Genomic DNA, 25,923 nt, shown 5'->3' with positions numbered 1-25,923 from the left:
CTCTGGGCTTTGGCGACTATGCTTCGGTAACCTGAGTAAACCTAACCTTGCCCCAGCGCCAGCGGCGAACGCTCCGCTGCGCCTTGCTTGCGGCGGCCCTGCTGCAGCACGCGCAGCAGATCGGCCGACATTGCATCCACCGTGAAGTGCTGCTCGAAGCAGTGCAAGGCCTGCTTGCGCATCTTCTGCGCATCGATTGCGTCGAGTTGCAGCCAGCGGGTGAGGTTGGCGAGTGTGCCTGCAACGGTATCAGGCGCCACGAAGCCCGCACCATCTGCTTCGACTTCGCGCCAGATATTCACCTTGTCGGAGATCAGCGCAGGCAGGCCGCAGGCGAGCGCTTCCGCCACAGCGATGCCGAAGTTCTCCTGGTGTGACGGCAGGACGAACGCATCAGCGGCGTAGAACGCCCCCCACTTTCGATCGTCCTGCAGCATGCCAGTCCATGTGACGCGGCTGTCGATCGCGAGTTTGGCACTCAACGTCCTCAACGTCGCGTTCCACTGGCCGCCGTCCGGGCCGGCCATCACGAGATGTGCCGCTGGATCGAGATCGCGCGCCGCGGCAAACGCCTGCAACAGCAGGTCACAACCCTTCTTTGGATGGATACGGCCGAGGAACAGGATCAACCGTTTGCCGCGCAGGGCTGGATAGGTCGCGTAAAACGCTTCGCGCAAACTTCCCGCGTCGGCGGGCGGCCGGTTGGTGCCGAACGCGACGACCTCTTCATTGACCCGGTAGAGGCGGAACGATTCGCGCGCGAGGCGACATTCTTCCTGGGCGGTAAACATCACACGCGTCGCATCGCGCAAGACCCGGTACTCGGCCCACGGCCAATACAGGGACTTCTTGAGATGCTTGAGCGGGTAGGTGCGCTTGAACCATGGATCCAGCATGCCGTGCGGAAACACGTAATACGGCACGTCGAGATGCCGCAGTGCTTTCCAGGCGGCGTAGCCGTGGTACTGCCATAGACCGTTGACGATCACGGCATCGAATGAGGCAGCGTGCGCCTTGAGCCACGGCACCAGCTTCGGCGTGAGGCCGTACGAGCCTCTGGCGGGGCCGAGTGCATGAACGGGGAGTGGGAACGATTCGAGCCATGGCGCAGACGGGTCGTCGACAGTCGCGACTTCAATCCGATGGCCGAGCGCTGTCATGTTCACGCCGCTTTGCCGCACGCCTTCCGTGGGACCACCTGCGCGCGGGTCGAGCGTCGACAGCAAATGCAGAATCTTCATGGCACCGTATTCCCCCAATTATGGTTTCGAATATAGCAGTGCACATTCGCGTAACCGCCTCGCGAGGCGCAAGGCGGCTAGCCTTCGGCGTGAATCGACTGCTGCCTTGGTACGTCTTCGCACACGGGTGTTGGAGTTCGCCAACAGTACACACAATGGCCGTGAAAGCCGTGATGTTGGCGGATCAAACCGTATCCGTCACAAGAAGATAAGAGGACGGATCGCGGAAACACGTTTTGAACACGTCAATTCCGTGTCAGGGGGAAAAATCATGCGCTGGTTTGGGACAGAAAATAGCAAAGGGCCCCAACGCTCGATCGAGCTCGATTTCATTCGGGGCATTGCGATCATTGCGGTGATGGGTTTTCATTTCCACAGCGTACAAACGGGCAGTGCGATTATCGCGTCCATCGAGTATCCGCTGAAGAGTTTCGGCCGTGAAGGGGTCAACCTGTTCTTCACGCTGAGCGGCTTCCTCGTGGGTGGGCTGCTGCTCAAGCAGTATGCCAAGGTGGGCCACATCGATGCGCGACGCTTCATCATCCGGCGGATCTTCAAGATCTGGCCCGCCTACTATGTGCTGATCCTGTTCCACGTGCTCTCGGGACGCCATCCGACCAGCACTTTCCTGGTTCAGAACCTCACGCATATGCAGAACTATCTGGGCTCCTCGATTAGTCAGACGTGGAGTCTGGCGGTCGAAGAGCACTTCTATCTGTTTCTGCCAGCACTCCTGATGATCGTCGCGGCGCTCAGACTGCGGGCGAATGCGGTCATCGCCACGCTGCTGACCATCTGTGTGATCGTGCTGGCGGCGCGCTGCGCGGTGGTCGCGAACGGCAATCTGGATGCCGCGTTCTTCTACACGCAATACCGCATCGACAGCCTGCTGTTCGGCGTGATTCTGGCGGCGGTGTACTGGATGAAGCCGGAGCTTTATCGCCGCCTGGCCGCGCACAAGAAAACCCTGATAGCACTGGTGCTGGCGCTTGTTGCATGGCTCGTGCTCGCCACGAAGAACATTCCGCTCGACGAGAGCATCGGTTACACGATCCAGGCGCTCGGCTTTTGCGCGTTGATCGTGCTGACCATCGAGTACTCGCAGAAGCTGCGCGAAGCATGGCTGTTCCGCGCGGTGGCGTGGATCGGCGTCTACTCGTACGGTATCTACCTGTGGCACTCGCTGGCGCTTGCACCCGGCGACATGTTGATCCGCAAGTTCGCGGCATTGCATGTGCCGGCCATCGCCGCATGGGCGCCGGTGCTGATCGCGCAGTTTGCGATTGCGATCGTGATCGGCTATGTGACGACGCGCGCCATCGAGTTCCCGTTCCTGCGTATCCGCGATGCGATTTTCCCGGCTCGCCGCAAGGGCGCGAAGGGCGAGGGCATGCCGGAGGAACTGGAAGTGCCGGCGGTCGGCGGACAGGTCTCGTAACAGAGGGACCCCGATGGCAGGCATTGCTTAGGGGTTCTTCGCTCAAATCCCTGCTCAGGGAACTGCTCAAGGAGCCACTTATGGGCGTGGCACTGCCGCTTGAGTTGGCAGTGTGGCCGCGCCGCGAGTCTGGCGCGCCGACGACACCTGAATCGCGGACTGCAGCGTCTGCTTGAAGTGAGCCAGGGTATTGCGCTCGAGCAGATGGCCGTTCGATGCGCCCGGCCTCACCCAGATGGAATCCAGCAGGGTGTCGAGAGCCTGATTGATCGAGTCTGGCGTGAGATCGTCGATCACCGGGCCCAGTTCGCCGTCCCGGCAAAACCAGCCAATCAGTCCGTCCGCTGTGGCGATGACCGGCCGCCCTGCGCGATACGCCTGCACCAGCACGCCGCTCATGCCGTAGTGTCCTTTATAGCCGAGCCAGATGATGTCGCAGGCCGAGAAGAGATCCTGTTCGGCGTCGCTGTCGATGAAGCGGTCAAGTACCACGGGCTCGGGGCTCAGTTGCGCGAGCGCGTCGCGCAGAGGCGCTCGTGCGTCCTTCTCCTGGGCGCCGGCGATCACCAGCGTCGGTGCGTCCTCTCGCGCAGCCAGCGCCTCGATGAGCTCGAAGATGCCCTTGCGTTCGCCGATCGAGCCGTACACCAGCACATACTGCCCATAGCCTGGCAGACCGAGCCGCTCGCGGGCGAGCCAAGGGTCGCCTGGCACGGCATCAGGGGAGGGGTCGGCGAGATACTGCACCGGCGCAGCGCCGGGTTCAGGATGGCTCGCGCACCAGTCGGAGAGCGTCGGGTCGATGGTCAGCAAGGTTTTCAGGCCGCTTGTCCGCACTGCGCGGCGAAATAGCTGCTCCTTGATGGCATTGACCAGCGGACGGCGCGGTGCGCGCACGCCAGCCTCGTGATGATGGAAGGCCGCACGCATCGTGATGCCGATCCACGGTGTGTTGCCGAACGGTGAGCCGAGAAATGGCAACGCATAAAAGAAGTAGTCCACATACGGTACGACTGCCAGCACCACGCGGTACTCGCGGCTGACGGTGCGATAGATGTGCTGGAAATGGCGGAAGTAGCGCACGTAGCTCACTGAGCTGAGGCTCGCGCGGCTCGCTTCGGCAGGCGGGTCGACGAAGGTGATCTGCAGGTCCGCGTTGCTGCCGGTGCCGTTGTCGTTGCGGTTACCGGCGGCAAGGCGTTGCGCAAGCGGATGCGTCGCGTTCGCCGAGGCGGTCACGATGACGCACTGGTAGCCGGCTTCGACACACGCTTGTCCGGCCCACTCGGCATAGCGCCAACGGTGTCCGGAGAAGTCGGGTTCGATCACGAGGATAGTGTCTTTTGTCATACCCCGAAGGTAGCGAAAAACATTGTCACAGGCCTGCGCGGGGCCGATATCGGCTAGGAGATGGCGGTCCCCGCATAAACAGCCGCGTTACCGTGTCAGGCATGCTGTAGCAAATACTAAAGGGGAGGTCCGCTGTGAGATCGATCAGGGTTCCGCTTGTCTCGATGAGGCCTGCTTTCAATAGCAGTGCGGCGACCTGGGTCCTGATCCAGCAGATTGTCGTACGTGGCCTCGTGGCGATCAAATTTCTCGCGATTGGACGTCTGCTCGGACCGTCTGCAATCGGTAGCGTCAGTGTCGCGTTGCTCGCGGTGGCGATTGCCGAGTCCCTGAGCGATACCGGCCTCGCCCAGGCCGTGGTGCAGGCGAAGAGCACGCCCACTCGCACGGAACTCGGTGCGGTGTGGACGACGCTGACCACACGTGGCGCCATGATTGCGCTGCTGTTGATCGCGCTTGCACCGCTCATGAATTCGCAATTCCATCTGGGCGGTTCGCTGTTGCTGTTGCAACTGGCCGCGGCGTTGCCGCTGATCCGTGGCCTCGCCTCGCCAGCATATTTCATGCTTCAGCGCGAGCGGAGTTTTCAGCAGCTGGCTGGCGTCGAAACCTCAGCGGCGTTTACCGATTGCGCGCTCGGACTCGCGTGTGCCTGGGCGGGTACAGGTGCTTACGCCATGCTGATCGGCATGATCGCCGGCGAGACGCTGAAGACGACGCTGACGTGGACCACGATGTCGCCCCGGCCGCCGGTTCGTCTGTCGTGGCACGGCATTGGTCATTACGTGAACTTCAGCCGCTGGATCTGGGCGGGCAGTATCGTCAATCTGCTGCTCAACCAGTTCGACAAGGTGCTGGTCGGCAAACTGCTTGGGCCGGCGGCGCTCGGCGCTTATCAGATGTCGTCGAAGTTTGCGCAGATGTTGCTCGCGGACGCGGCCATCGCCATGCAGCAGTACCTGTTTCCGACCTTTTCCGCCCATCATCGGCGCGAGGACGGCTCGGCGCAAAAGCTGTTTGTGCGCTACTTTGCCATCGCTACGGTTGGGTTGGTGCTTCTGGTGCTCGTGTTGCGCGCCGTCGCCGGGCCGCTGTTCATGTTCGTGCTCGGACCGGCCTGGATGTCTGCGGTACCGCTCTTCAGGATCTTTGTCATCAACATGGCGATCGGCTCGCTCATCGCCGTGCTGGTTGCCTACGTGCGTGCAATCGGGTTGCCGAAGGTAGCGACCCAGGCTGCGGTTCTGCAGATCATCACGCTCGTCATCACCGTGCCGCCGGCGACGCACTTCTGGGGCGTCACGGGTGTGGCGTGGTCCATGACAGTGGGTCTTGTCGGCAGCGCCGGCTGGATGTTTTACCGGAGTGTGAAGAGGACGTGATGCAGGTTTTTGAGTGCCCACGTGTCGTCGACGGGGCGCAGGATCTCTGGCGAAGCGGTACCTGGCGATCGCCCGCGGGATCGAAGGAGTGATCGCATGAGCGCACATTTTTCACATGCTGCGAAGCAGGGCGTCACGCGCAGTGTGTGCAGCGGTTACGAACGGTTAGCCAGTCGACGCGCCGGTCCTCATGGCGGGACGGCAGCACCTCTTCACGGGAAGAGCGGCATGAGCATCAAGGTGACACGAACGGCGCTTCCGGAAGTCAAGATCGTCGAAACAGACCTGTTCTGCGACGAGGCGGGCAGCTCGTTCGAAACATTCAACGCCGACGAATTCGCCGAGTCGGTGGCCGGTGGCGTCGAATTCGTACAGGACGATCATTCACGCTCGAAGTGCGGCGTGTTGCGTGGTCTGCATTATCAGATTCACCGCCCGCAGGGCAAGCTCATGCGTGTAGTAGTGGGAGACGTCTTCGATGTGGCTGTGGATGTCCGCCTTAGTTCGCATACCTTCGGAAAATGGATCGGCGTGCATCTGAGCGCTGCCAACCGTCGGCAAATGTGGGTGCCGCCCGGATTCGCGCATGGCTTCGTGGTGATGTCGGATATGGCCGAGTGCCTGTGCAGGGCAACCGACTACTGGTATCCCGAACACGAGCGCAGCATCCTGTGGAGCGACCCGGATATTGGCATCGACTGGCCGATCGAGTTTGCGCCCATCCTCGCGCCCAAGGACGAAGCCGGCAAGCGGCTGTACGAGAGCGAGTTCTACGCGTAGGCAGGCATTACGCGTAGTCGCTTCTGCTTCTGTCTCGTCGCCAGACTGCGCTATTGCATGCCCGGCATTCCGGACGAGCCCGGCACACGAGTCACCCCGGGCACACCAGGCAGGTGCGGCATGCCCTTCACACCCGTGACGCCGGCGTTCAGCCTGGCGCGCGCAACGTTGATCGGCATCGCGCGGCGAGTCCGTGCTACGTGCATCCGATGCAGGTGCGCGTGCATCGAAATCATCAGGCCCAGGGCGACACCGAACACCAGCCCCGCAAAGCGTGGGCCGAGCGGATTGCCACCTATCGACGTCGCCGGCAAGGCCGCCACCATCAGAATGGCGCGTCCCATTACCGGCAGGTACAGTGAATTGGGTGCGACTGCCCGCCACTTTCTGTAAGCGATGCAGCAGCGGTAGAGCGAGTAGAGCAGCGCTAACGGTAGCGCAAGACCGAATACGATGCCGCCTGCGAACAGCTGGTAGACCCAGAAGTTGTGCCCCGCGAACCACTCGTGGATTGCGTAGAAGTCCTTGGCACTGATCTGTCCGGCCAGATCCGGTAAATACGACGGAGAGTAGCGGTAATAGTGTCCATAGCCCTTGCCGAACAGCAGCGAATCGGGCGAAGACGTGATCTGGTCATACTGATCCTTCATTTCAGCCAGACGCGTTATCGTGGTGGGGTCTCTGCCCGACTCGGTCGCCTTCGATGCGGACATGCGGATAGTCCAGTGTTCGGCGACGGTCGGGAAGAATGAGGCGCCGCCTGCGATCACCGCACCGCAGATGACGGCGACGAGCGCCGCGCGCAGCACTGCGCGCATCAGACGATGGATCGACGGCGCACCCAGCCAGGTCGCCAGCATGAGCAGGAGCAGCGTGCCCAGCATCAGGCTTCGCGTAACGCTTAGCAGTTCGATCACCACGGTGATCATGAAGATGAAGATAGAGAACTTGGTAAAGCGCTTCGCAATGACGAATTCGTGGAGCAGGGCAGCCTGAAGGACCAGGAAGGTGGGGGAAACGATGCGGTAGCGGACGTCGTCGAGACCGGTGGCCGTGGTTTTCATGCCGTACACCAGCGTGAACAGCAGACACAGGACATTTGCCCAGAACAGGGCCTTCTCGATCTGCCCGATGCGTTGTTCGTGCCAGGGATGGCACATCACCCGGTAGCCAAGCAGGAACAGCAGAAATGGCAGCAGAACGCGCAGGTAGTTGCCGAAATCGTTACCTTCCAGCAGTTGCGGCACGATGCTGCCGAGGACAGTCACCATCACCGCAACGCTGACGATCGAACGAAGCTTGGCCTTGCGTGCAAAGCGTGGTGCAATCAGTTCGAGGACGAAGCCGGCGCCTAGCACCGGTATGACGAGCAGGATCTGCGCGAGATGGCTGCGCGCGTCGTCGGCCGCCTTGTAGTCCAGCGCGAGCGGCAACAGGAAGATCCATAGCCAGAACGAAGTGAAGAAATTACGCATCACGGGCTCTCTCTTGTTCCACATGGATCGCCCCGGCAGATGGTATTTGCCATGACCGTATCCCCCTTTTTTTCTGAATATAACAGTGGGTACCCCGCCATTCGGACGCGCGGCGTCAAACGACTAATTTTCGGCGGCGCCGCACGGATCGGTGGCGCACACTCGTCAGGTTGATCGTCTACGGCCTGTCTGCGAACGCCGCTATGTTGGCGGGCGAGCGCGTATAGCTCAGTGGACCATTAATTCATCGCACGTTTATCGATTGCGCGGAGGCCAGGTGAAATCAGTTTTGGTATGCGGGCCAGGAGCCAATGTGGGTGGGCCGGGGAGCATGGCACGCTTTCTGACGCACATGACCGGGGCGCTCAGGTCGCACGGTTGCGAAGTCATCGTGCTGGGGGCGAAGGAGCTGGAAGACGCGCAGCGGAATCATGCCGTATTGAGAATCCTCGGCAGGTTGCACGTTCCCTGGCTCGTGATTTATTGGGCTTTCGTGTTCGATGCGTGGCGCTCGGCGGGTTATCCGTTGATTGTCGTGACATCCCAGGAATACGTGGTTCCGTTCGCATTTTCAAAGCAGATTCCGATCTATCACGACATCATCCAGTACTTCTATCCGCGCAACAGAAAGTCGCTTCTGTTTTATCGCTACTACCTGCCATGGGCTTCCAGAAAAATGGGCTTTATTTACAGCGTGACCCATGCGACTGGACGCATGATCAATCAGGTCTACGGAAAGTTGCCATACCACATCTGCGGCGTTCCGATAGACAGGCAGTTTCTGTCCTCCGCTGGCGAGGCGCCTGCCGGTGAACGCTACGAAGCGGTGTGGGTGGGGACGTTGGCTGAGCACAAGAACTATCAGCGTGTGCTGGGTTACGTCAAGGAAGACGTCGAGGGCACGGGGACTGTCGCAATGGTCGTGCCGCGCGAGGCGGTGCCGGTTCTGACGCAAGAGGTCGAGGCGCTAGGGCTCGCCAAGAGAATCAAGGTATTCACGGGCCTGAGCGATGACGAACTCTCGAGTATTTATCGTCGTTCCGGTACGGTCATTTCGACCTCGGACCTCGAGGGCTTTTGCATGCCGGTTCTCGAAGCGGCGCTGTGTGGCTGCCGTCCGGTCGTTCCTGACCGCGCAACCTTCAGGGAGAATTTCGGGCACTTCGGCGTGCTGGTGCCGCAAGGTGCCGCTTACGGCGACTATATAAAGCATGCAGAAGCTCACTTCGAACGAAGCGAAATCATGGAGGGGGCGCAAGCTCACGACAAGGTCGTGCGTGACAGGTGGAGCGCGAGCATGGATGAAATCGCGGCCGCGGCGATCGTCGGCAGCACGGGCGAAATTGTCCGCGAGTGTGGTCACTTCGTTTGATACACGCCCGCTTTCCTGCTGCAAGCCTTGGCGGCGGCCACCCGGTCGCCCGGCGATGTATGCAGTTTTTACGACATTTTTTCTTGCGGGTGCTCACAGGCCAAATCTACACTTCAATCACCTGATGATGAATGTGGATGGTCAAGGTGAGTATGAATCAGCGCGCAGCCCTGCAGCAGCCCCAGCGGATCGAGTATGTCCGGCGCGGCCTTGGCCGTATCGAACTGCGGCGCTTCGATCCGGCGCGCGATTCGTTCGATGCGCTCACAACCATGCTGCATCGCGCGTTTGAGCGGCTCGGCACGATGGGCCTGAACTGTAGCTGCGTCGATCAGAGCGTCGCGGTGACGCGTTCGCGGGCTTCACGCGGCGATTGCTACGTGGCTGTATGCGATGGCCGCATCGTGGGCACCATGACCTTGTATGCGCCCGATCGCGAGTCGCCTTGCGAACTGTACCGCCGCGACGATATCGCGAGCCTGCGCCAGTTCGGCGTCGAACCGGCCTGGCAGGCGCGCGGCATCGGTACGCTGCTGCTGGCCTTCGCCGATCACTGGGCGGCCACCCGCGGCTATGCGGAACTCGCTCTGGATACCCCGCAGCCCGCTGCACATCTGGTTGCGTTTTATCGCGGCCACGGCTTTCGCATCGTCGACTTCATGCGCTTTGACGGCAAACGCTACGACAGCGCGATTCTCAGCAAACCCGCAGTGGCGGCGCGAACCCTCGCCACGTGGTCGCAGCGGCTCGAACTGCCGCGCCGCCAGATTGCCCGCGCGGCATAGGCTGCCATGCGAGACCCCCTAAACAAACCAGCAGAAGGACCGAAGAAAGAGATGGTGCGCCCAAGACCGGGGATGATGTTCCGGGGCATGCTCAAGGTCGTGTTGATCGCGATTGCGGCAAGCCAGATCCTGACTACTGCGTTCACGGTGCTTGCACGGCAGATCGACGCGGGCATCTCGCCGCAGATTGTTTCCGTGTTCGGTTTCGTGACCTGCGGACTCGTTTCGATGTGGCTGCAGGCCGACGCGCGCCGCGCGTTCAGCTTTGCCAAAGAGAAGGGTTTTGTCGCCGCCGCGCGCGACGGTCAACCGGGGCCGCGCATCGCGGCCGATTGTCCGCGGCGCTGGCTGGTTGTGCTGCATATCGAGCTTAATCCTGCGGCTGCGGCGCTCTGATCTCATCAAGGGGCAGTCGCAAACCGGGCCGCAACTATTGCAATCTGGAGGCGCAACAATTGCAATGCGCGACGGCCCAGTCCGGTGTTCCTTTGGCCCTCGCTAGCCGTCAGCGTCGCACCACGCCCATCAGCAAGGTCACGAGGAAGATCACGATAAAGATAAAGAACAGGACCTTGGCGATCTCAGCGGCGCCGGCGGCGATGCCACCGAAACCGAACACTGCAGCGATGATGGCAATGATGAAGAAAATTGCAGCGTAGCGAAGCATGGGCGTCTCCTCGTTGGATGACTGGAATGGTCGAAGCGGCGGACGTCGGTCTGCGCTGCGCCTCAACGGCTCAGCACGCGCGCGCCACTGAGCGTCTGGCAGCAACTCCTGTGCCCGTCACAGCGAACGGGCCTGAATCGAGGCAAGGCCGAGCGGCGTTGCTTGCCAGGCCGTGACGCGGTTGCGGCCGGCTTCCTTGGCGCGATACAACGCGGCGTCGGCCTGGGCAAGAAGCTCGGCGGCCGGTATGGCCGCCTCGGGCTGCGAAGTCGCGACACCCACCGAGACGCTCACGCAGCCCGCGTCGGTGAACGGGGCCGCGACGGCGAGGCGCGCGACTGCCGCGTGCACGTTTTCGGCAAGCTTCGTGGCCATCTCGTGGTCGCAGTCCGGCAGCACGACGACGAACTCTTCGCCACCGAAGCGCGCTACAAAATCGCCGCTGCGCCGCAGACTGGCCTGCAGCGCACCGGCAACGGCGACCAGGCATTCATCGCCGCGCAGATGCCCGAGCGTGTCGTTAAAGCGCTTGAAATGATCGATGTCAACCATCAGGATCGACAATGCACGTCGCGCCGTTTGGGCATGGCCCAACGCCATGGGGTAGCGCTCGTCGAAGTAGCGGCGATTGAAGATGCCGGTCAGGCCGTCGCGCGACGCGAATTCGCTCAGCCTTGCATTGGCCGCGTGCAACTCGCGATACAGGTGACTGATTTCCCAGATCAGCACGCCGAGCACCATGCTCGAAGCCAGCACCGATTCCAGCCGGGCCACGTACCAGCCGATGCTATAGCGCGAGTTCGCCGCAATCGTCACCAGCACGTCGCCAAGTCCGGCAAAGAGGGCCACGCCCAGCCAGAGTTCGAGCAAGGTCTGCAGGCGGGTGCTGTAGACCAGGTAGAGAAATGTCCCGGCGGTGAAGATGGCGATGTTTACGCCCGAGGGGCTGTTCGGCAGCCGTTGGTACGACCGGGGGTCGACCAGTTGGGGCAACCAGGCATCCCCGCGGATCGCGATGAGGCAAAGCAGCAGCGACAAACAAACCGGGACACCTAACGAAAGCAGGCCGACAAGACGCGTCTTCGCATGCGGCACTGGAGCCTGGAAGCGGCGGCGCACGAACAGCGCGGCGAGGATCAGCAGTGGCGAGCCGCTATGCCAGAAAGCCCAGATCCATAGCGCGCTCTGTGGCCCGGCGCCGAGCAGCCCTTGCGGCGAGAACACGCCGGGGAAGACCATCAACTGGATCGCGACCGTGACGGACGTGTACGCGTAGGCGCCGCTCAATGCAGCGAGAAACGGCCCACGTGTGATCATGAACTGCGTCCACAACAGATAGGCGGTGAGGCCCTCGGTAACGAACACGGCCATCGCGAACAGCGGCAGGAAGGCCGTGACATTCGGCTCGCGGACATTTGCCACCGGCAGCACGGCCAGAACCACGCTCAGAATAAGGCCCGCTACGGCATACGCCGCAAGGCGATGACGCCGGCTGGCCGGCAGGCTCATGATGCTGCTCTTCATGCGACGCTAGAGTGAAGTGATGAGTTGGACTGCGAAAGAATATTGAAAGACGTATGAAAGCAGGGCGTGGCTTGTGTCCCACGGGCATTCTATCGACTGGTGTGGCGTTTGGGCGACGCTTGTACCCGTAAGGAAGGATGGGATGGCCGAATATTTGGGAATTGACGCGCGCCCAGGATCGCCACGACACTGAGGTCGAATGACGATTGAGAATGGGGTCCGGAATGACATCAGAAAGAGCACAATTCGCGCACCGCTTATTCCGGCATAGAAAATAAGTCAGCGCTTTGCGAATGCGGACGATAACGTTTGCGGCCTATTCGTATCATCAATTAAATAGTGCGACCGTTCGCTGGCGTACGTTGCCATTCAATAGTCAACGATCGTTAAATTTTAACAACGGAGATTGGGTGGTTATTAACCTTGGCGGAAACGTTTGCGGGCGCCTATTGGCGGGGGCTTCATCTCATAATTGCCGGCCAACCTGTTGATCTAATTGGCATTGGCGTTATCACTTGTCTCAAAAATAATACTTACTTTATTCGGCGAACGCGCTAAAATGCGCGCCGAATCATCGTATCAAACGATGCCTTTTGCGCGTCGATCGATCCTGTCTGTAGCAGCATGAATCCGGTTACCTGTTTTGTCCCGGGGAGGGGATGCCGCGGGGTAGTGTGGTCAGCATTATGAAGTCGAATCGGTAGATTTGGCCTGAATAGCTGGGCCGTGTATCGCCGGTCGCCAATAAAACATTCAAAGCGATCATAAGAAATCAGATGCGAACGAGGATTGCGCCGAGATTCGGCGCGCAAGTGGGGGCCCCGGGGGTGGTGGCGCTCATCAAACGACTACAGCTGAGTACGCTGGCGACGAGAGCGGTGCGTTGCTGCGCCGCTACACTCATCGTTCTGGCAACTAGCCTCGCGCCGAACCAGGCTGCGTACGCGCAGGCAGCGTCGCCGGCCCATGCCGGCGAGGCGCTTGCCGGCGTCTCCGGCCATCCGGCACAGCCGAACCTGGCGCTTTTCTTCGGTTCGAACGTCCCGGTCGATCTGCTGCAGGCATTCGACGCCGTGGTGGTCGATCCCACGCGTGGTTTTGATCCCGCAGCGCACCCGCTGGCGCATACCGTGTGGATTGCCCGCACGCACCCGTCGGATCCGGGCGTCACACCCAACGCTTTTGCACAATCCCTCGCGCCGCTGTGGCAGCGGGGCTATCGCGGCTTCCTGCTCGACACGCCAGCGGCGATCGCGGCCGCCGAGGCTATTCGTACCACCCATCCGGATGCACGCCTCGTCGTCGCCGGCCCGGACGCGCTGCAAGCGGCGCAAACGCATGCCAAAGCCTTGTACGCGGTGATTGGCGATTCGCTGGTGCGTGGGCTGGGCAACGGCGGTGCACAGCTGCTCGACGTGCCGGACGCCACGCGCGCGAGCCGTGTCGCCGCTGACCGCGCCTTCACGCAGCAGACCGGCGTGCCGGTCATTTCGCTCGAATATTGCCCGCCTGCCGACCGCGTGTGCGCCCGCGCGACGGCGGCCACGGTGCTGGCGACGGGCGTGGCGCCGTATGTGACGGACGCTGCCGCCGATGTGGTCGGTGTGGGAGCGATCGAAGTGCTGCCGCGCAAGATCCTGGTGGTGCAAGATCCGGCTGCGGGTCTGCCGCTGGACGAAACTCCGGGCGTGCGCGATCTCGCGACGCCGCTCAACTATCTCGGCTATGACGTCGAATACGCCGACGCCAATGGCCAGTTGCCCAGCGACATCACCCCGGACCGGTACGCGGGTGTCGTCGCGTGGTTCCAGGGTGACGATCTGCGTGACACCAGTGCATGGCGCACGTGGGTAGAGGCGCGCATGGCGGCGCACGTCCCGGTCGCATTTCTTGGCCAGTTCGGTTTTGACGCCGAGCAGGACGACGGCGCGGCGCTCGATCTGCTGGCCGTTGCCGGTCCCTTCAATGATCCGCTGGAAATCGTTTCGCGAGATCCGATGATCGGCTTCGAGATCGACCCGAAACCGGGGCCGCGCGACCTCGTCGGTATTCAGGTAGGCGCCGCGAGCCATTCGCTGCTGCGCGTGCGCTCGGGCAACGCCACGCTCGACGAAGTCGCGGTCACGCCGTGGGGCGGCTACGCGATGAACCCGTACACGATCGTATCGCTCAACGGTATCGGTCAGGAACGCTGGGCGATCCAGCCCATTTCGTTTCTCACCGCAGCGTTGCGCCTGCGGCAGATGCCGGCGCCCAACGTGACGACGGAAAACGGCCGGCGGCTCTTCATGACGCACGTGGACGGCGACGGCTTCGCGTCACGCGTCGAATTCCCCGGGGCCGATTACTCAGGCGAAGCGCTCTATGAACAGGTATTCAGCCGCTACAAGATCCCGATGACCCTGTCGGTCATCGAAGGCGAAGTGGGGCCGAAGGGCCTGTATCCGCAGATCTCGCCGCGTCTCGAAGAGATCGCTCGCAAAATGTTCGCACTGCCGTACGTCGAGATTGGTACGCACACCTATTCTCACCCGTTCGAGTGGGAGGACGTCGATGCGACGACGGGTGAGCGGATCGATCGCGGCGGTGGCGATACGGCGTTCTCGCTGAACATCCCGAACTACAAGTTCAATATCGATCGCGAGATTACTGGCTCGATCGACTACATCAATACGCGCCTCGCGCCGCCGGGCAAGAAGACGGTCATCCTGCAGTGGCCCGGCAACTGCGAGCCGCCCGCGATCGTCGTGCGCAAAACCTACGCGGCGGGCGTCCAGAACATCAATGGCGGGGACACGGTCATCACGAAGAGTGCGAACAGCTGGACCAATATCGCGCCGATCGGTGTCGACAAAGGGCCGGGCGCGTATCAGGTGTACGCACCGAATCAGGATGAGAACGTTTACACCAATGACTGGCTCGGCCCGTTCTACGGTTTTACGCGGGTACTCGAGACCTTCGACCTGACCGACAAACCGCTGCGCTTCAAGCCGATCGACATTTACTACCACATGTATAGCGGTACCAAGGTCGCATCGCTGCGCGCGCTCGACCAGATTTTCTCGACGGTGCTCAAAGAGCCGGTGCTGCCGGTCAGGATCACGGATTACACGCACAAGGTGCTCGACTGGCATAACTTCGCGGTTGCGCGTGCGATTGCGCCGGCGGGCGCCGCACGCAGCCCTGATTCGAACTGGATCGTGCGTGGCGACGGCGAAGTGCGCGAACTGCGTGCGCCTCCAGGCAGCGTGCCGGATCTGCGCGCGTCGGCCGGAGTCACCGGTTACGACGTGGGCGCCGACGGCACATACATTCACTTCGCGGATGGCGCCGCGTCATTTGCGATCACCCAGGCCGATGCGGCGCAGACGGCGAATGCACAACTGCCCTACATCGCCGTCGCCAACGGTTACGTCCGTCAGTTCAAACGTACGGCGCGCGGGATGGCATTCGAGTTTGGTGGCTATTACCAGCCGTTCGTACAACTGGCCAATGCTGGCACCTGCAGTGTCGAGGTTGCCGGCCGGTCCGTGGCTGTACAACGCAACGGCTCGTCCCTGCGTTTCGACACGTCCGCGAGCGCGGATCTGCAGATGAACTATCAACCGGTCGAGGTCAACTGTGCGCGCTGAGCGTCCGCGTATCGCTCCGACCAAGCTCGTCCTGCTGCTTGCTGCAGTGGTGCCGCTGACGATGATCGCGTCGTCGCCGCGCGGTGGCCTGCAGCAACGGCTGGCATCAGTAGGCGCGCCGAGCGATCTGAGTGCTGCCTACCTCGAAGCCTGGTCGAAGGTCCAGCCGAACAACGAGGAATTCCTCTCGCTGCTGGGTGCGCAGTACACGTCGCTCGGGCGGATGGACGACGCCGCCCGGGTAGCCCGGCGGATGGAGGCGCTCGGTTCGACTCACATGCGGCTTGCCGCGATGATGCTGCGGCTGTCGATCGCCGAACAGCGTACGTTCGCGATTCCCGAGGACGACCCCCGCCGCGAAGCCGCGCTTGCGAATCTGCGCGCGCAGTTGACGCAGGCCGCGCGCTTGCCGTGGGCGCCGAAGGATCTCGAATGGCTGGCGCAGCGTTGCGCCGCGGTTGGTTTGCCCGATCTGGCGTTGCAACTCTACACGCGCCTTTCGGCGGGTGACCCGGGTGGCCGCAACGGCTGGGATACGCAGATCACGCGCTACGCCATTCAGACGGGCGACTACCGCGCCGGGGCCGACGCCTGGTTCCGCCAGCAGGCCGCGGCGAAGACGCGCGAAGAACAGCGGCGCTGTTTCATTGCGGCGATCCGCACGCTGCAGTCAGGTAATCTGTTGAACGAGGCGCTGACGGCTGCCGATCAACATCTCGGCGCGCTCGATACCGATCCGGCGACCCTCGTGGTGTTGCTCAATCTCGCGCGCGCCGCCAACCGGCCCGATCGCGTCGATTACTACGCGAAGATGCTCGCGCGCTACGCGCAGGCGCAGCCATCTGGGCCTGGCACGGCTCTGGCACAGGATGGTACGGCTGCAATCGCATCGGACGCTCCGCAGGGTGGGGAGCGAGACGTGTCGCAAGACACGCCGCAGTCGGCGTATGCCTATATGGATGGCCCGCTGCCGACGCACCATGGTTTCGCCTCGGTGAGCATGCGCAAGGCGACGGAGTGGTGGGGCGTGATCCGGGTTGCCGCGAGCACGGGTGCAAACCCGGTGCCCACGCCGGCGCCGGGCACGAAGCCCGTTGCGGCGCCGAGCCCAGCGCCCGCCGTTACGGCTACGCTGGCAGCCGCCGCGACACCCAGCCCGGCACCCGCCGCGCCGGCCAGTCCCAAGCCCGTTGCGCCAGCCGACCCGGCACCCGCCGCGGCGCCCGCACCGGCCTCCGACGGCACCGCGCCGGGCGGCGGCAAGGATCCGAAGGTAGCCGACCTCGTATTCCAGTCGTTCGTCGAATCGGGTGACCTCGCAAATGCCGAGAAAATCGCCCAGCAGCAGGTCCAGCGGGATCCGCGCTCGGTCCTGTGGACGAAGCGTCTCGCGCAGACCGCCGAGTGGGACCGCAATCCGTCGCTCGCGCTGAATGCCTGGCTCGACTATGCAAGACTGTCGAACGACCCTGTAGGTTGGCAAAACGTCCTGCGCATCGCACCGATGCTCGACGACGACAACGCGTATCTTGCGGCCCTCGTTCACGCGTCCCAGGCGTCGCCCGACGATCTGAAGCTGGTCGACAACGTGATCGCGACTTACGAGCGGCTCGGCCGGCCGGACGACGGCCTCGCGTTTTTGCGAGGCTTGCCGCGCGGACACAACGCCGATGCAATCGATCAGCGCATCGGCGCGCTCGCCGAACGCGCGGGCCACGACGATCAGGCGCTCGTGGCGTACCGCGCCGTGCAGTCGCGCGATCCCGGCAACGCGGGCGCGGCGCTGCGTACGGCGAGCGTGCTGTATCGCGAGGGTAATTACGAGGCCTCGTTCGCAGCACTGCAAAGCGCACGCGGCAACGCGAAAGACAGCGATACCGACTACTGGCGCAACTACGCCGAACTCGCGCGCCTGTTGCAGCGTGACGCCGAGGCAAGCGAAGCGTACCGTCATCTGCTCGCGGGCGGTGACAGCACGCCGGAAGACCTTGGTGACATGACGTACTTCTTCGATCCGTATCCGATCGATGCAGCACGGGTTGCCGAGTTGCAGTACCGCCGCGATCATTCGCCGCGTGCGCTGCAAAACGCGATCTATTACTACACCGACGCACAGGCGCTCGACCGTGTGGCCGCGCTGCTGGCGAGCCTCACGGAGCAGGAGCGCAACGAAGCGCTGCAGTCGCCCGGCGTACTCGGCGTGCGCGCCGAATACTATCGCCTGACCGACCAGCCCGAGAAGGCGCTCGACGATCTGAAGCACGCGGTCAATCTGCCGGGTGCGACTTCGGACCTGCGCGCGGCCTATTTGTGGACCCTGGTCGACTATGGCACCGACGCGCAGCTGGATGCGACCTTGAAACGCTGGCGTGGCACGGAAGACAGGAGTGCTGCGTTATGGGAACCGTACGCGGCCGCCGAGATGCGCCTGAACCGTCCGGTGCGCGCGCTCGACTATCTGCGGCGCGAATCCGCTTCGTTGTCGCGGGATCCGCTGTGGCTGATGACGTATGCCGACGCCCAGGAAATGGCAGGCCGCCCCGATCTCGCCTGGTCGATCCGTCATAAGGTCTGGCAGCAACTGCAGCAGGATGAAGCGGCATTGGCCAAACTGCACGGCGCGGCACGTGCCGCGCAGCGGGGCCGTTCCGGCCAGGACGCTGAAACGCTCGCGGACATTCGTGGCCGGCGCGTGACGCTCTCAACGGATTTCCAGACCGGCGACGACTCGGCCGCCATGCTGAACGATCTGCTCTCCGGCACCCAGTCGACCGAGAGCGTGAAGCTTGCGCGCCGTTCGCTGCTCGGTACTGCCAAGGGTTTGCCCGGCGCGGCGCCCGAAGCCGGTATCGATACCGCGCAGAATAACCGCCTGCGCGATGCAGTCGCCAAGGACGTAGCGATCGCCTGGGGTGTGTCGCACGAGAGCAATCCGCTCGCGAAGCGCTGGCTGGCCCAGCAATACGCGGCGCGCCTTGCTCAGCCAGCCGATGCGCGTCTCACGATCGCACTCGCGGAAAACGATACCGGCGCGATGGAACAACTGCTCGCGCAGGAGCGCTCGCGCCTGCCGCTGGACGATCGCATCGACGCCGAGGTGGCAACCGACCGGCAGGGCCGGGCAGAGCAGCTCGCGTTCGACGGACTCGACGGCGCTCCCGACAACAACGACGTGCATACACGCCTGACCGAAACAGCGCTCGACTGGCCGCAGTCGATCGACGCGAGCGTCGTGAACTATGTCGAGCATCCGCTCGACTACGTCGCGCAGACGCTCGCCGGCAGCAAGAAAATCGCCGACCACTACCTGATCGGCGCGACGGAAGTGCAGAACTTCCAGCGCTCGACGGACATTACCCAGCTCGTCAATGTTCCGTCCGTCGATCGCTCGCTCAGCTTTTTCCTGCAGCGGCAGACGGTGGATTCAACGGCGAGCGTGACGATCGGCCGCCGCGAGGCGCTCGACAGTTTCTACACGGTGCAACTCGCAGCGGAAACGGGCCGCAACTCGGATCTGCAGTTCGGCGTGCACGCTGGCCGCAATCAGCTCGCAGACGAGGACCAGTTCCTCCAGATTGGCGGCATGAAGGACAACCTGGTCGGCGACTTCACGTGGCGCGCAACCCAGCAAATCACGATGACCGGTAGCGTCGAAGGCGACCGCTTCTACAGCCAGGCGCGCGATTACATCGGCAGCGGGCTGCTAGAAACCGGTGAAATCAGCTACCGGATCCGCACGGGCTACCCCGATTACACGTTCCGTCTGGTTGGCGAACACGGCGGTTACGGTGCGAGTGGTTCGGCCGACAGCCTGATTTCGCAGCTCGAGCCGGCGGCCTTGCAGCCGGCGCTCGCCAGCGACTTCATACCGCAGAGCTATACGCAGTATGGCCTGTACTTCGGCTTCGGCAACGACCTGCTCAATCAGTACACGCATGCATGGCGGCCGTTTCTCGACGTGGGCATCGTGCACAACTCGATCCAGGGGTGGGGGCCTGACGTCAGCGTTGGACTCGCGGGTTCGGTGTTCGGCGGCGATCACCTCGCGCTGTATTTCGAGCATCAGTCCGTGTCGCGGCTGGGTACGCCGCAGACGGTGGTGGGTATGCGCTACAACTGGTTTTATTGATCCGGGCGAGGTCGGGGGCGGGCGGCGGGGTTGCCGCAACGCTTATGTAACGTAGATAACGTAGACACAAGCTACGAATTCGGCAAGAAAGACGACATAAACTGAGGAGTGGTTCGATGAGCAAGACTAAAGGATGGTCCCGTATGGCCGGCTGGTCCGCCGCGCTGGCGACATGCGCGCTGTTGCTCGGCGCATGCAGCTCGATCCGGCAGACCGGCATGCCGGCTTTGACGTCGCAGGATTCGGTTGCGGTGGTGTCGATGGCTAACTTCACCGAAACGCCGGCCGCCGGTGGCAGCGCAGCTGCGATCGCTGCGAACGTGCTGCGCGCGAACGGTTTCGCGGACGTGCGCCTTGCACCGGTCGACGGCGCGAATACCGCCATGTTCGACACCGCGCAGCGCGACACGGGCGAGAAGCAACTCGGCTGGGCGCGCGATCAGCACATCAAGTACGTGCTGACCGGTGCGGTCGAAGAGTGGCGCTACAAGGTCGGTGTCGACGGCGAACCGGTGGCTGGTCTTACGTTCCAGCTGATCGACGTGACGTCGGGCCAGGTTGTCTGGAGTGCTACGGGCACGCGCAGTGGCTGGAGCCGCTCGAGTCTCTCGAGTGTCGCCACGACGCTGATCGGTGGCCTGCTTGCACCGCTGCACGCGCATTCGTGAGTGACGGCACGCCGTCATCCGCAATTCGCTCCGTCATGAGGAACACGCCGTGAATACAGCTACCGCTACCGCGCAAACCGGCGCCGCCGCGTCGAAACCGCGCCACTCGAATCCGTTCGGCAACCTTGGCGCCGTGCGTCGGCTGGTCGCGCCCGCTGTTACACGGCCCTTCGCCATTGTCGAAACGATCATCTTCATGCTCGTGGTGTTCGGGCTGTGCTGGGCGTTCGACCGTACGGATCCGCTTTTGCTAAATTCGGGTTTCCCGTGGTTGTGGTTTGCGCCGTTCGTGATCGCGCTGCGCTACGGCACGTTGCTCGGACTGCTGGCGAGCGCGATGACGGTGGGCGCATGGTATCTGCTGGGCGGCAGCCACGGCCAGCCGTGGCCCCTGATGTTCTTCACCGGCGGGCTGCTGCAGACCATCGTCGCGGGTCACTTCGGCGATACGTGGGGCCATCGCGCCGCGCGTGCTTCGACCATCAATGATTACCTGAACGACCGTCTCGTGGCGATCACCAACAGCCACTATCTGATGCGCCTGTCGCACGAGCGGCTCGAAAAAGATCTGCTGTCCCGGCCCACCACGCTGCGCGATTCGATTACCGAGTTGCGACGCCTGTCGGTGCAGGGAGAGAGCGGTGCTCAGGACACCGTCACACCTCCTGCTTCGTTGCGCGCGTTGCCGGGCGCGCATGGTCTGCTCGAATTTGTCGCCCAGGTATGCCAGATCGAAGTCGCGGCGCTGTTCCCGGTGCGCAACGGCCAGGTCGGCCGCGAGGCTGCTGCCCGCGTGGGCGATGACTTCGCGCTCGCGCCGGACGACGAGCTTGTCACGCACGCTATCAGCACGATGAGCGTCGCGCATCTGAAAAGCGAGGATATCCCCGTCGCCCAGTCGCAATACCTGGTGTGCGCGCCGCTGGTCAGCGCCGACGGCCAGTTGCTGGCGGTGCTGGTGATCAAGCGCATGCCGTTCCTGTCGCTGAACTTCGATAACCTGCAACTGCTGCTGGTGCTGCTCGGCTACTACGCGGACGGTGTGGAGCACTCGGGCCTCGTGCAGGGCATCCTTGCCGCTGTGCCTGGCTGTCCGTACGATTTCGCGCTCGACCTTGGACGCCTGACGCGTCTGCAGCGCGACGCCGGAATCGCTTCGTCGATGGTCGCGTTGGCGTTCCCGCGCGACGAAGCGGGCGACTCGCTGTTCGAACACGTGATTCGCCGCCGTCGTGCGCTCGACCTGATGTGGCCGGTGCAAACGGCGTCGCAGTCGGTGCTGGTCAACCTCATGCCTGCAACGGACACGACCGGCATCGACGGTTATCTCGCCCGTATCGAAGGCAGCCTCTCGGCCCAGTTCAACCTGAATCTGGAGAGCGCCCGCGTCGGCGTGCATACGCTGCATCTGGGCACCATGGATCCCGGTCCGGCGCTGCAGCGCCTTCTCAAGCGTAGCGGCCTCGATGTCTAAGCTCATTTCCGCCCTCGTCAACGTGCTGTCGTTCGCCGGCTATGTGCTGGTGGAATACTTCGCGTACCTGAGCTTCCTGCGCGCACCTGCGGGCGTCGATCCGCTGCTGGCCGGCTTTGTCGCGCAGGCGCTGGTTGCGCTCGTGCAGGCGCTGCTGCTGCGCGTGATGCTGCCGTCGCGCTACCGCGAGCCGCGCTTCTGGACGCTCCTGCTGCTGTGGGTGCTGTGCACGTTCGTGCCGCTCGGCGCCGGCTTCGTCCTGCTGGCGAGCTGTATCTGGGCTGCGTGGTTCCCCGGCACGAGAGACAGCGATCAACTGACCGATGTGCCGCGCCCCGAATTCGTCAGCTACCTCGTCTCGCGCGTTTCGCACGGTGGCGGAGCCCGGCTGCAGGCGCGCCTGATCAACACGCAGGTCTCTTCGACCGACCGGCTTACCGCACTCGTCGCAATCCAGAGCATGCCCACCCGCACCACGGGCACACTGTTGCGCGATCTGCTGGCCGATCCGATCGAGGACGTGCGTCTGATTGCTTACGGCACGCTGGACCAGGCCGAGAACGAGATCATGCAGAAGATCTTCACGACCGCTAAAGCCCTGGAACAGGCGAAGGACGACAGCGAGCGCCATGCGATCAACCGGCGCCTCGCCGAACTGTATTTCGAGCTGGTCTATCAGAACCTCGTGCAGGGCGCGGTGTATCGCCATACGCTCGAGCAGGCCGACCGCTACGCACGCGACGCGCTCGCTACCGACGACAAGGACGCGGCGCTGTGGCTGATTCGCGGCCGCCTCGCGCTTGCCGAGGGCCGCCCCGATGAAGCGGGACAGTACATGGAACGCGCCCTCGAACTGGGCTTTCCGCGTGAACGCCTGACGCCCTGGCTCGCCGAAGTGGCGTTCCTGCGCGGCGACTACGCTCAAACCAGTCAATGGCTCGCGACGCTCGGCAATGCCGCAGCGCTGCCGACGCTCAAACCTGCTGTGACTTACTGGTCATCATGAAAGAGTCCTTGATGCGGCGTGCCGCCGATGCCGATGTCTGCCTGCTGCTGGAAGGCACCTTCCCGTTTGTGCGGGGCGGGGTGTCGAGCTGGGTCAACGAAATGCTGCGCGCGTACCCGCAGACGCGCTTTGCGATTGTCTTTATCGGCAGCCGCGAGCAGGACTATCACGGTGCGGCCTACAAGTTGCCCGACAACGTCGTGCACTTCGAGACCCATTACCTGTATGAGACGGCTTCCGTAGACGCCAGCCGGCCGCGCGAGATTGAAGGCGACGCCGCGGCGTTTGCGAAGTCGGCCGAGCTGCACGCGGCATTGCGCGACGTGCGCGGTGCGGATGTGGGCAAGCTGATGGCCGAGATGGTGCCGACGCTCGGCGAACACGGCGCGCTCAACGAAGCGCAGTTTCTGGCGAGCCGCCAGTCGTGGGAGTTCATCGTCGAGCAGTACGAAAAGCACTGCACCGACCCGTCGTTTACCGACTACTTCTGGACCGTGCGGATCATGCACAAGCCGTTGTGGTTACTCGCGAACGTCGCTGAGAAGCTGATACCGGCGAAGGTCTATCACACGATTTCGACGGGATACGCAGGCTTTCTCGGTGCGCTGCTGCACTACCGCACGGGGCGGCCGCTGCTGATTTCCGAGCACGGTATCTACACGAAAGAGCGCAAGATCGATCTGTTGCAGAGTCAGTGGATTCGCGACAATCGCGGCGCATTCGAGCGTGACATCTCGCGTATCAGCTATTTCCGCGAACTCTGGGTGCGCTTTTTCGAGGCGATCGGCAAGCTCGCGTACGACGCCGCCGACGACATCGTCGCCCTGTACGAAACGAACCGCTTGCGCCAGGTCGCAGACGGCGCGGTTGCCGAGCGCACCCGCAGCATTCCGAATGGCGTGGACGTCGACGGCCTTGCACCGCTTGTCGAGCAGCGCAAGGCAGGGCCGCACAAGGTGGTCGCGCTGATCGGCCGGGTGGTGCCGATCAAGGACATCAAGACGTTTATTCGCGCCATGTTCGTGGCTTCGCGCAGCATGCCCGAGATCGAAGGCTGGATCATCGGGCCGGAAGAAGAAGATCCGGCTTACGCGCTCGAATGCCGTGCGCTGGTGGAGAGTCTGGGGCTGGCCGCAAACGTGAAGTTCCTCGGCTTTCAGCGCATCGACGATGTGCTGCCGAAAATCGACGTCATCGCCCTCACGTCGATCAGCGAAGCGTTGCCACTGGTCGTGCTGGAAGGGTTTGCAGCCGGTATTCCGTCCATCACGACCGATGTCGGCGCATGCCGCCAGATGATCGAAGGACTCGATGCGGAAGACCGCGCGCTCGGCAGTGCGGGCGCGGTGGTGCAGATCGCCAATCCGGCCGCCTTCGCGCAGGCCGTGGTGGCGCTGCTGAACGACGACGCCCGCTGGCACGCCGCGCAGCAGGCTGGCCTCGCACGGGTGCGCCGCTATTACACGAAGGCGCAGATGACCGACAGCTACCGGACCCTGTACGAGAAGCTCGCAGCGGCCCCGGATGTTCCGCGCGGCTCGCGCAACGCAGCCGCGGGCGGCTGCCCGGTGCACCATGGCGCGCAGACGAGCCCGCGCACCGCTCAAGCCGGGGAGACACGCTAATGGCCGGGATTGGTTTCGAACTGCGCAAGATCCTCAAGCACGACACGCTGTTCGGTGTCGCGCGGGCTTACGCCTACGCGGGCCTGATCAGCTCGGGGCCGTTGATTCTGTCGATCTTCGGTATCCTGATCATCGGGGTGATGAGCCTCGCGTTCGTGATACCGAAATACGCGATCGTGCAGTTTCAGATATCGGTGACGTATCTGATTGCGCTGAGCCTGATTTTGACGGGTCCGCTGCAACTGTCGTTTACGCGTTTCATCTCCGACCGCCTGTTCGAAAAGCGCGACGATCTGGTGCTGTCGAACTACAACGGCGTCGTGCTGGTGAGCACGATCGCTTCCGGGCTGGTGGGCGTGGTGGCAATGCTGGTGGGGTTCAAGAGCGAGCCGCTGGCCTATCGCGTGCTGATGGTGGCGGGTTTCGTGGTGATCAGCAACATCTGGATCGCCGTGATTTTTCTCTCCAGCGTCAAGCAGTACCGGCAGATCCTGTTTGTGTTTCTGATCGGCTACGGCTGCACCGTCGCGTTCGCGCTGATGCTCAACCGGCACGGCCTGTCGGGGCTGCTCGGCGGCTTTGTCGCGGGCCACCTGGTGTTGCTGGGCGGTCTGTCCGGATTGATCTACCGTAACTACCGCAGCGGCCGGCTGATTTCCTTCGAGGTGTTCGACAAGCGCTTCGCTTATCCGACGCTCGCGCTGGTGGGGCTGTTCTTCAATCTCGGCGTGTGGCTCGACAAGTTCATGTTCTGGTATTCGCCAGGCACGGGCGCGCCGGTCATCGGGCCGCTGCATGCTTCGGTGATCTACGATATCCCGGTGTTCATCGCCTATGTGTGCGTGATGCCTGGCATGGCGACCTTCCTGGTGCGTATCGAGGCGGACTTCGTCGAGTATTACGACGCGTTTTACGATGCCGTGCGCAGCGGCGCGACGCTGCGCCACATCAACGATATGCGCGACATGATGGTGGGCAGCGTGCGTGCAGGTCTGTATGAGATCATCAAGATTCAGGTTGTCGTGCTGCTGCTGATTTTCGCTTTCGGGTCGAACGTGCTCGCGGCGCTGAATATTTCGCCGCTGTACATGCCGCTTCTCACCGTCGACGTGATTGCGGCCAGTCTGCAGGTGGTGCTGTTGGGTCTCCTGAACGTGTTCTTCTATCTGGATGCACGACGTACGGTGTTGAAGCTGTGTGTGGCTTTTGTGGTGCTCAACGGCGCGCTGACGTGGATCACGTTGCAGATGAGTCCCAATACGTATGGGTATGGTTTTGCTTTGGCGCTGCTGATTCTGGTAGTCGGCGCGGTGCTGACGCTGGATCGCAAGTTCGCCAAACTCGAATACGAAACCTACATGCTGCATAACTGATA

The 25,923-nt window shown here is 62.8% G+C and carries 18 protein-coding genes; 13 read left to right on the top strand and 5 right to left on the bottom strand.

The annotated features are described in order from the left end of the window. Positions 1-41 precede the first annotated feature (41 nt). Positions 42-1,241 carry a glycosyltransferase gene (locus tag P3T24_RS15445; RefSeq protein ID WP_429435789.1) on the bottom strand — a complete coding sequence of 400 codons (1,200 nt, stop codon included), beginning with the start codon at positions 1,239-1,241 and terminating at the stop codon, positions 42-44. 271 nt (positions 1,242-1,512) lie between these two features. On the opposite strand from P3T24_RS15445, the gene P3T24_RS15440 reads away from it, so the two are divergent. Continuing rightward, positions 1,513-2,679, top strand: coding sequence for an acyltransferase family protein (locus tag P3T24_RS15440; protein WP_429435786.1), 1,167 nt, complete (start codon positions 1,513-1,515; stop codon positions 2,677-2,679). Positions 2,680-2,757: 78 nt separating this feature from the next. Here the strand turns inward: P3T24_RS15440 and P3T24_RS15435 are convergent, their stop codons facing one another. Continuing rightward, positions 2,758-4,029: a glycosyltransferase family 4 protein gene (locus tag P3T24_RS15435; RefSeq protein WP_429435784.1), complete on the bottom strand. Its 1,272-nt coding sequence runs from the start codon at positions 4,027-4,029 to the stop codon at positions 2,758-2,760. 134 nt (positions 4,030-4,163) lie between these two features. On the opposite strand from P3T24_RS15435, the gene P3T24_RS15430 reads away from it, so the two are divergent. Together P3T24_RS15430 and rfbC are read left to right on the top strand one after the other, a co-directional pair. Next, positions 4,164-5,411, top strand: coding sequence for an oligosaccharide flippase family protein (locus tag P3T24_RS15430; protein WP_429407631.1), 1,248 nt, complete (start codon positions 4,164-4,166; stop codon positions 5,409-5,411). Between the two features lie 228 nt (positions 5,412-5,639). Continuing rightward, positions 5,640-6,191, top strand: coding sequence for a dTDP-4-dehydrorhamnose 3,5-epimerase (gene rfbC / locus P3T24_RS15425; protein ID WP_074265086.1), 552 nt, complete (start codon positions 5,640-5,642; stop codon positions 6,189-6,191). Positions 6,192-6,241: 50 nt separating this feature from the next. On the opposite strand, the gene P3T24_RS15420 is transcribed toward rfbC, so the two are convergent. Further along, positions 6,242-7,666 carry a hypothetical protein gene (locus P3T24_RS15420; RefSeq protein ID WP_074265085.1) on the bottom strand — a complete coding sequence of 475 codons (1,425 nt, stop codon included), beginning with the start codon at positions 7,664-7,666 and terminating at the stop codon, positions 6,242-6,244. Positions 7,667-7,997: 331 nt separating this feature from the next. Between P3T24_RS15420 and P3T24_RS15415 the strand changes: the two genes are divergently transcribed. The 3 genes from P3T24_RS15415 (at position 7,998) to P3T24_RS15405 (ending at position 10,219) form a co-directional block, all read left to right on the top strand. Continuing rightward, on the top strand, positions 7,998-9,038 hold the full coding sequence (locus P3T24_RS15415; protein ID WP_429435782.1) for a glycosyltransferase: 1,041 nt from the start codon (positions 7,998-8,000) through the stop codon (positions 9,036-9,038). A 152-nt stretch (positions 9,039-9,190) separates the two neighbouring features. Beyond that, on the top strand, positions 9,191-9,823 hold the full coding sequence (locus P3T24_RS15410; RefSeq protein WP_429435779.1) for a GNAT family N-acetyltransferase: 633 nt from the start codon (positions 9,191-9,193) through the stop codon (positions 9,821-9,823). A 51-nt stretch (positions 9,824-9,874) separates the two neighbouring features. Beyond that, positions 9,875-10,219 carry a hypothetical protein gene (locus P3T24_RS15405; RefSeq protein ID WP_429407625.1) on the top strand — a complete coding sequence of 115 codons (345 nt, stop codon included), beginning with the start codon at positions 9,875-9,877 and terminating at the stop codon, positions 10,217-10,219. 109 nt (positions 10,220-10,328) lie between these two features. On the opposite strand, the gene P3T24_RS15400 is transcribed toward P3T24_RS15405, so the two are convergent. Together P3T24_RS15400 and P3T24_RS15395 are read right to left on the bottom strand one after the other, a co-directional pair. Then, positions 10,329-10,490: a DUF1328 family protein gene (locus P3T24_RS15400; RefSeq protein WP_074265082.1), complete on the bottom strand. Its 162-nt coding sequence runs from the start codon at positions 10,488-10,490 to the stop codon at positions 10,329-10,331. Between the two features lie 117 nt (positions 10,491-10,607). Beyond that, complete coding sequence (locus P3T24_RS15395) at positions 10,608-12,014, bottom strand: sensor domain-containing diguanylate cyclase (protein ID WP_429435776.1); 1,407 nt, start codon at positions 12,012-12,014, stop codon at positions 10,608-10,610. A gap of 776 nt (positions 12,015-12,790) precedes the next feature. Between P3T24_RS15395 and P3T24_RS15390 the strand changes: the two genes are divergently transcribed. From P3T24_RS15390 to pelG, 7 genes are all read left to right on the top strand, one after another. Then, positions 12,791-15,646, top strand: a complete 2,856-nt coding sequence (locus tag P3T24_RS15390; protein ID WP_429435772.1) for a sugar ABC transporter — start codon at positions 12,791-12,793, stop codon at positions 15,644-15,646. Continuing rightward, entirely contained in the window at positions 15,636-19,775 is a 4,140-nt protein-coding gene (locus tag P3T24_RS15385) for a tetratricopeptide repeat protein (RefSeq protein WP_429435769.1), read from the top strand. Before P3T24_RS15390 ends, P3T24_RS15385 begins: the two co-directional genes overlap by 11 nt. A 116-nt stretch (positions 19,776-19,891) precedes the next feature. Then, positions 19,892-20,443, top strand: a complete 552-nt coding sequence (locus tag P3T24_RS15380) for a penicillin-binding protein activator LpoB (protein ID WP_074265079.1) — start codon at positions 19,892-19,894, stop codon at positions 20,441-20,443. Between the two features lie 49 nt (positions 20,444-20,492). Then, on the top strand, positions 20,493-21,917 hold the full coding sequence (locus tag P3T24_RS15375; RefSeq protein ID WP_074265078.1) for a PelD GGDEF domain-containing protein: 1,425 nt from the start codon (positions 20,493-20,495) through the stop codon (positions 21,915-21,917). Then, positions 21,910-22,923 carry a tetratricopeptide repeat protein gene (locus P3T24_RS15370; RefSeq protein ID WP_429407616.1) on the top strand — a complete coding sequence of 338 codons (1,014 nt, stop codon included), beginning with the start codon at positions 21,910-21,912 and terminating at the stop codon, positions 22,921-22,923. Before P3T24_RS15375 ends, P3T24_RS15370 begins: the two co-directional genes overlap by 8 nt. Then, the gene (gene pelF / locus P3T24_RS15365; RefSeq protein WP_429435766.1) at positions 22,920-24,548 is read left to right on the top strand and encodes a GT4 family glycosyltransferase PelF; all 1,629 of its coding nucleotides are present in this window, start codon (positions 22,920-22,922) and stop codon (positions 24,546-24,548) included. The genes P3T24_RS15370 and pelF overlap by 4 nt, the downstream gene beginning before the upstream one ends. Continuing rightward, on the top strand, positions 24,548-25,921 hold the full coding sequence (gene pelG, locus P3T24_RS15360; RefSeq protein ID WP_074265075.1) for an exopolysaccharide Pel transporter PelG: 1,374 nt from the start codon (positions 24,548-24,550) through the stop codon (positions 25,919-25,921). Before pelF ends, pelG begins: the two co-directional genes overlap by 1 nt. Positions 25,922-25,923 lie beyond the last annotated feature (2 nt).

The organism is Paraburkholderia sp. GAS33, from assembly GCF_050436645.1.
Taxonomy (GTDB): Bacteria; Pseudomonadota; Gammaproteobacteria; order Burkholderiales; family Burkholderiaceae; genus Paraburkholderia; species Paraburkholderia phenazinium_B.
Note: the sequence above shows the minus strand (reverse complement) of the source record. Positions and strands in the feature narration are given on the sequence as shown.

Coding starts and splice junctions, on each gene's coding strand:
- P3T24_RS15445 (WP_429435789.1), bottom strand. CDS start 1,241: ATGAAGATTCTGCATTTGCTGTCGACGCTCGACCCGCGCGCAGGTGGT.
- P3T24_RS15440 (WP_429435786.1), top strand. CDS start 1,513: ATGCGCTGGTTTGGGACAGAAAATAGCAAAGGGCCCCAACGCTCGATC.
- P3T24_RS15435 (WP_429435784.1), bottom strand. CDS start 4,029: ATGACAAAAGACACTATCCTCGTGATCGAACCCGACTTCTCCGGACAC.
- rfbC (WP_074265086.1), top strand. CDS start 5,640: ATGAGCATCAAGGTGACACGAACGGCGCTTCCGGAAGTCAAGATCGTC.
- P3T24_RS15420 (WP_074265085.1), bottom strand. CDS start 7,666: ATGCGTAATTTCTTCACTTCGTTCTGGCTATGGATCTTCCTGTTGCCG.
- P3T24_RS15415 (WP_429435782.1), top strand. CDS start 7,998: ATGGCACGCTTTCTGACGCACATGACCGGGGCGCTCAGGTCGCACGGT.
- P3T24_RS15410 (WP_429435779.1), top strand. CDS start 9,191: ATGAATCAGCGCGCAGCCCTGCAGCAGCCCCAGCGGATCGAGTATGTC.
- P3T24_RS15405 (WP_429407625.1), top strand. CDS start 9,875: ATGGTGCGCCCAAGACCGGGGATGATGTTCCGGGGCATGCTCAAGGTC.
- P3T24_RS15400 (WP_074265082.1), bottom strand. CDS start 10,490: ATGCTTCGCTACGCTGCAATTTTCTTCATCATTGCCATCATCGCTGCA.
- P3T24_RS15395 (WP_429435776.1), bottom strand. CDS start 12,014: ATGAAGAGCAGCATCATGAGCCTGCCGGCCAGCCGGCGTCATCGCCTT.
- P3T24_RS15390 (WP_429435772.1), top strand. CDS start 12,791: ATGCGAACGAGGATTGCGCCGAGATTCGGCGCGCAAGTGGGGGCCCCG.
- P3T24_RS15380 (WP_074265079.1), top strand. CDS start 19,892: ATGAGCAAGACTAAAGGATGGTCCCGTATGGCCGGCTGGTCCGCCGCG.
- P3T24_RS15370 (WP_429407616.1), top strand. CDS start 21,910: ATGTCTAAGCTCATTTCCGCCCTCGTCAACGTGCTGTCGTTCGCCGGC.
- pelF (WP_429435766.1), top strand. CDS start 22,920: ATGAAAGAGTCCTTGATGCGGCGTGCCGCCGATGCCGATGTCTGCCTG.
- pelG (WP_074265075.1), top strand. CDS start 24,548: ATGGCCGGGATTGGTTTCGAACTGCGCAAGATCCTCAAGCACGACACG.